Source organism: uncultured Mucilaginibacter sp., from assembly GCF_903913935.1.
GTDB lineage: Bacteria > Bacteroidota > Bacteroidia > Sphingobacteriales > Sphingobacteriaceae > Mucilaginibacter.
Window position 1 is genome coordinate 1 of record NZ_CAIWNH010000219.1, and the last position, 5,168, is coordinate 5,168.

Here is a 5,168-nt window from a genome sequence, read left to right on the forward strand (position 1 = left end):
GTGCGGTTATGGCTGTAATAACATTTTTCGCCGTTAGGGTCGGTTACACACAGGTCGATGTCGGTATTGTTCATGTTCCAGTCCATTACGATGCGGATATCCACGGGCATTGCTTCGATCATGGTTTTAGGGATGGCCGAAAGGTTCAGTTTCCCTTTGTGTAAAGCGATGATCCGGTTGATCTCAGGCAAGAATATTTCCTGAATACCGCGGTAAAGGCCGTCAGCATCGGCGGTATAACTTTTGGTCATGGCATCGTACAAAACATCCAGCGCTTTCTGGTGTTCTCCGGCATCTTCCAATGCCAGGCCGTAATCGCGGAAGCTCTGGGGATCCATGGGGCGCAATTCTGTAACCTTTTTAAAGGCGAATACTTCGCCTTCTACATCGCCCAGCTGTTTTAATTTATAGCCTAATATTTTGTACAATTCGTAACTGCCCAGGTCGAGTTCGGCCAGGTTGCTTAAAATGCGTTCGCCCAATTCCCGGTTGCCGGTTTTAATAAAATGATTGGCCACCTCAAAATAATAGATGGGATTGCTGCCAAAGGCGGACCTTAAATCAAGGTATTTGTTATACTGAAGTGCTTTATCAACTTTCCGGATGAGCGTTAAATAATCTTCGTCCGCATGTTTGTAGGTGACGTTGATATCACTATTTTTCACATCACTAGTATCCGAATAGGTTTCTTTGCCTTGTTTGGTAGTAACAACAACAACCCCGTTGCCTCCGGCTGCGCCATAGATTGCGGCTGAAGCAGGGTCTTTTAAAACACGGATACTTTCAATGTCATTCGGGTTAAGCATTGTTATATCTTTTACCACGGCACCATCAACTACATAAAGGGGGGCCGTATTCCCGAAATTGGAAATGCCGCGGATATACACGGTGGATGGCGCGCCGGGCGCACCGTTGTTTACAACAGTAACACCTGCAGCCTGTCCCTGCAAAAGCTGTTCGGCGCTCATTCCGCTCATTTTTTTTGCATCGAATACAGACACTACAGACACCGAACCCGTAACATCCGCCCGGCGCTGTGTTCCGTAACCTACTACAACGACTTCATTCAGCGCGGTTGATTTGTAGCCCGCGCCGGCAGTGCCTTTGCGAACGAACAAGCTGGTGTCCATCGGCGGGGCAGTTTGTACGGCATTGTCGGGAGAAACTACCATATCAGAAACTACGGGCGGTCTGTCCGCATTAGGGTTTGAAATTCCGCTATTGACCGTATTTACAGCTAATCCTGATACCTTACCGGTTACACCATTAGCAACCGGCTTATGAGTTTGCAAATCTTTTTCCTCAACGGTTGCTGTGGAATAACCAAGGGAGGCAGATTGCCGCTGTATGCCATAAGAGGTTACCACCACTTCGCTCAGTTGCTGGCTGCTGGCCTCCAGCGAAATATTAACTGTCCCGTGCAGTCCCGAGTTAACCTGTTTTGCGGCATAGCCAACAAATGAAAATACGAGGGTCGCGTTTGATGGTGCGGAAATGGTATAGCGCCCACTGGTGTTTGTTTGAACGCCAATATTGGTACCTTTTATCTTTACGGTAACCCCGGGTATGGGCTGCCCATCGTCTTTTGTGGTAACTATACCTGAGATCGTACGGTGTTGCCCGTTCACTGCTCCCCGGTTTTGAGGTGCCGTATGAGCAGGATTTTGTACGGGTGTTTCTACCCGCACTTCGGGCGTAACAGCAGGCTTTACCGGCACTTCTGCTATTTTTATTTCAGCATGCCACCATCGCGCAAGCTCAGCCTGCATATTTGCTGAGGTAGTGAGATTTTCTCTTTGCACCCTGTCGACTGCACCCCTTTGTTTCATAATGGCGTCAAATTGTTCGCGCAGTTCAGCAGGTGGCTCAATATCATAGGTGATATAATCGTTCACTGACTCCAGCACAATAAGCGAGGTATTTCGGGTAACAATGCCAAAGCGCTTGCCGAGGGATTCAATATCCTGCCGGTTGGCGTTGTAGTTGATATCCAGTTCGCTGATCTTTTTTTGCGCCCACAGTTTGGCTACGTCCACATCATCTACTTCATTCTTCGAAAGGTCGAGCGTTACTGCTTTTTCGTAGCTTACCTTGTCGCCATAACCATATTGTAAAGTAAGCACCTGGTTTGGGTCGCGGGTAATGCCGGCGATAGAAAATGTACGGTCGACGGCTACCCGTAACGAGGGATAATTTTCTTCCACCGTACCGCTCACCTTTATCCCTAAGAACCGCAAAGGCTGCGTGGTTAAGCTATTTAGGGCTTTGGCGCTATCTGTGGAGGTCAGGTCGATCAATTCGCCGCCGGTTTTCAGGGCGATGAGCTTCAGGTTGCTGTAATCAGCCGAGGCAGAGGAGTTGATACAATAAACTGGTTTGTTGGTCAGCCTGATGGTTCTTTCGCCGAAGGTGTGGTGGCCGTCGCTCATCAGTAAATATTCGTCGGCGGCATATTGGGCCAGGTTGAGTTTACCGAAATCGGTAGCGCCATCGTAGGTGGTATGTTCCAGCGCAGTTTTTAGTTCTGCCCAATTGCCGTTGGCGATGGTATAGGTTTTGGTATTGATAATGGTATTGCTGAAAGTTACTAAAGTGATCTCTGCATTATTTACTTTTTTGAAATAAGCATCCAGCAGCGCGAACTCTTTTTTGCTGTCCCTGGCGGCACCGCTGAGCGAAACATCCCACAACAAACCAATACGTTGCGGCAGCGTTTTGTTGACGATCTGCGGCTGCAGGGTGGTATTGATAAAATAATAATACTTATTGCCCAGCGCCTGGATCATCACTTCGGCGGCATCCGGCGGTTTGGGTATAGAGAATGACAATGGATGATTCGGCAGGTAATTGATTTTATCTATAGCTGCCGAATACGTATTTTGATGCCTGTCGAATTGCAGGTTGTCTCCACCTGTATTATCCGTAACCGGGGCCGCCGCGCTTTGAATAACTGATGCGCTGAGCGAAAATTTCTCTACCGTATCTTTTACATTAAGGGGTAGGGTAAATTTAAGTTCTCCGTTATCCGCCAGCGGGATTTCTTCCTCATAACCGATAATTACCGTGCGGGTGCTGTGCGGGTTAATGGGGTAGATGCGGGTGCGGAATATATTTCCCTCCACTTTTTCAAGCAAACCGGGATCAATGCGCCGGCGCTCAACGGCTTCGAAAACGGCTGTGCCTTTGCCGCGGTCGATAGGTACCGCCTCGCGCATTTTGCCATTGATGTCCAGCGCGTAGCGGCTTACGCTAATGCCATCTTTCAGCGGGAACGACAGCGTGCCTTCGAGGATGCGCGAGGTGGTATTATAAAATGTCATTTGCCAGGTGGTGCGGCTGATATTGCCGTATACCGCGACGTCGATCTTCAGCTGCTGCAGCTTTACGCCGTTATTGCTTTTGCCATCCACAGTAAGCTGCGGGCTTTGGCCGAAGGCAGGAATTTGTATCACTAACAATACAAATACCGTTACAAGGAAGTAGGTGAGTCTTTTCATGGATCGCTAATTTTCCTGTAGGATGCAGGAAGACCAGCGATTCCATAAATGATTTTTTTAATTTTTTTGCGAACGCTGGTCCTTTATGGGATCAGCACAATTTTTCCGCGCGTATGGCGCTTTTCCAGGTCGCGGTAGGCTTCCTTTACCTGTGCCAGGGGGTAAGTTTTGGCTATGGGCATATCCAGTTTATCGGCGTTGATCAGGCCAGCCAGTTCCGCGAGCACCTTTACATTTGCCGCTGTAGCGCTGCCTTCTGCCTTTACGCCATATTTGGCAACTGCGGCAAAATCGATGATGGTATTTATCCGGCCTGCGGGTACCCCCAGTTCAAGCGCCAGGTCCACATAGCCATGCCCGAACGTATCGATAAAAGCATCGATCTTTCCTTTGGAAGCTTCGAGAATGCGTTCTTTCATTCCCTCCCCGTAAGTAACCGGAATGATATCATGATAGGTGAGCCATTGCTGGTTAGCTTCACCTGCTATGCCGATCACCGTGGCCCCGGCATTTTTGGCCAGTTGGACCGCCAATGACCCCACCCCGCCTGCCGCGCCTGAAACAACCACCGTATCACCCGGCTTAAGCGACACCGCATGTACAGATGCCCAGGCGGTTGTGCCCGCTACGAAAAGACCGCCCGCCTGCTCCCACGATACGTTAGCAGGGCGGAACACCATGTGGTCAGCTTCAGCCAAAACATAATCGGCATGGCTGGCACGCTTGTTTGTAAAGCCAAGCACTTCATCGCCCACAGAAAAACCGTTAACATTACTGCCAATTTCTTCAATAATGCCCGCGAAGTCGCTGCCTTCACCCGAGGGAAAAGTGGCAGGGAACTGTTTAGCCATTAAGCCTTCCCTGATGGCGGCCTCGCCTGGGTTGATGCCGGCGGCTTTAACTTTTACCAAAACTTCACCGGCTGCGGGTACCGGGTGTGGCACTTCTGCTACCTGCAAAACATCCAGGCCGCCATATTTTTCAAACTCTACTGCTTTCATGAGCTCCTTATATTATATGCAGTTATAACGTGCGATGACCTATCCTGTTTCAGGTATTAATTATTACCTCAGCCTTCATTTTTTATTTTGCCGCTCGTGTATCCATAAACTTCCTATCTTCGAATTTATCCATCATCCTGATCGAAACAATTATGATAGATTATAAAATGGAAGCTGCAAAGGCAGCGATCAAACTCATCCAACCGGGGCAAACCATCGGCCTTGGTGCAGGTACTACCATTGCCAACCTGCTTTCATTGCTGGCGGCAGACAGCGAACTTGCCGCATCGCTGGCCTTTGTTTCATCGTCCTTTAAAACTATAGGGCTGATCAGGCAATATGATTTCAATGTGCAATCTATCACGCTCACAAAAAACCCGGATATTTATTTCGATGGCTGCGACCAGTTTGATACTGAACTGAACGCACTGAAAAGCGGCGGCGGCATCCACACCTCCGAAAAAATACTCGCGGCCATGGCCAAAGAATTTATTTTGATAGGTGATGCCGGGAAATACGCAGATCAACTAGATATCACTTATCCCCTGGTGATCGAAGTTTTACCGGCGGCTTTGCAATTGGTGATGCAACGCTTGAAGAATGATTTCCCCGATGCAAAGATCAACATCCGCATGAGCGATAAAAAAGACGGCGCGGCAATCTCCGATAA

3 protein-coding genes are annotated in these 5,168 nt (G+C 48.9%); 1 reads left to right on the plus strand and 2 read right to left on the minus strand.

Going from position 1 to position 5,168, the window contains the following annotated elements; genetic code table 11:
* Together QZY09_RS08445 and QZY09_RS08450 are read right to left on the minus strand one after the other, a co-directional pair.
* Window positions 1–3,497 (minus strand): VIT domain-containing protein (locus tag QZY09_RS08445; RefSeq protein ID WP_295670982.1); only part of this gene is annotated, 3,497 nt, incomplete at its 3' end.
* 83 nt (window positions 3,498–3,580) lie between these two features.
* On the minus strand, window positions 3,581–4,498 hold the full coding sequence (locus QZY09_RS08450) for an NADP-dependent oxidoreductase (protein ID WP_295670986.1): 918 nt from the start codon (window positions 4,496–4,498) through the stop codon (window positions 3,581–3,583).
* Between the two features lie 152 nt (window positions 4,499–4,650).
* Here QZY09_RS08450 and QZY09_RS08455 point away from each other — a divergent pair.
* Window positions 4,651–5,168: ribose-5-phosphate isomerase A (locus QZY09_RS08455; protein ID WP_295670991.1), on the plus strand; the 518-nt coding region annotated here is incomplete at its 3' end.

Excerpts from the sequence above, each read along its gene's own strand:
- QZY09_RS08450 (WP_295670986.1), bottom strand. The coding sequence starts at position 4,498 with ATGAAAGCAGTAGAGTTTGAAAAATATGGCGGCCTGGATGTTTTGCAG.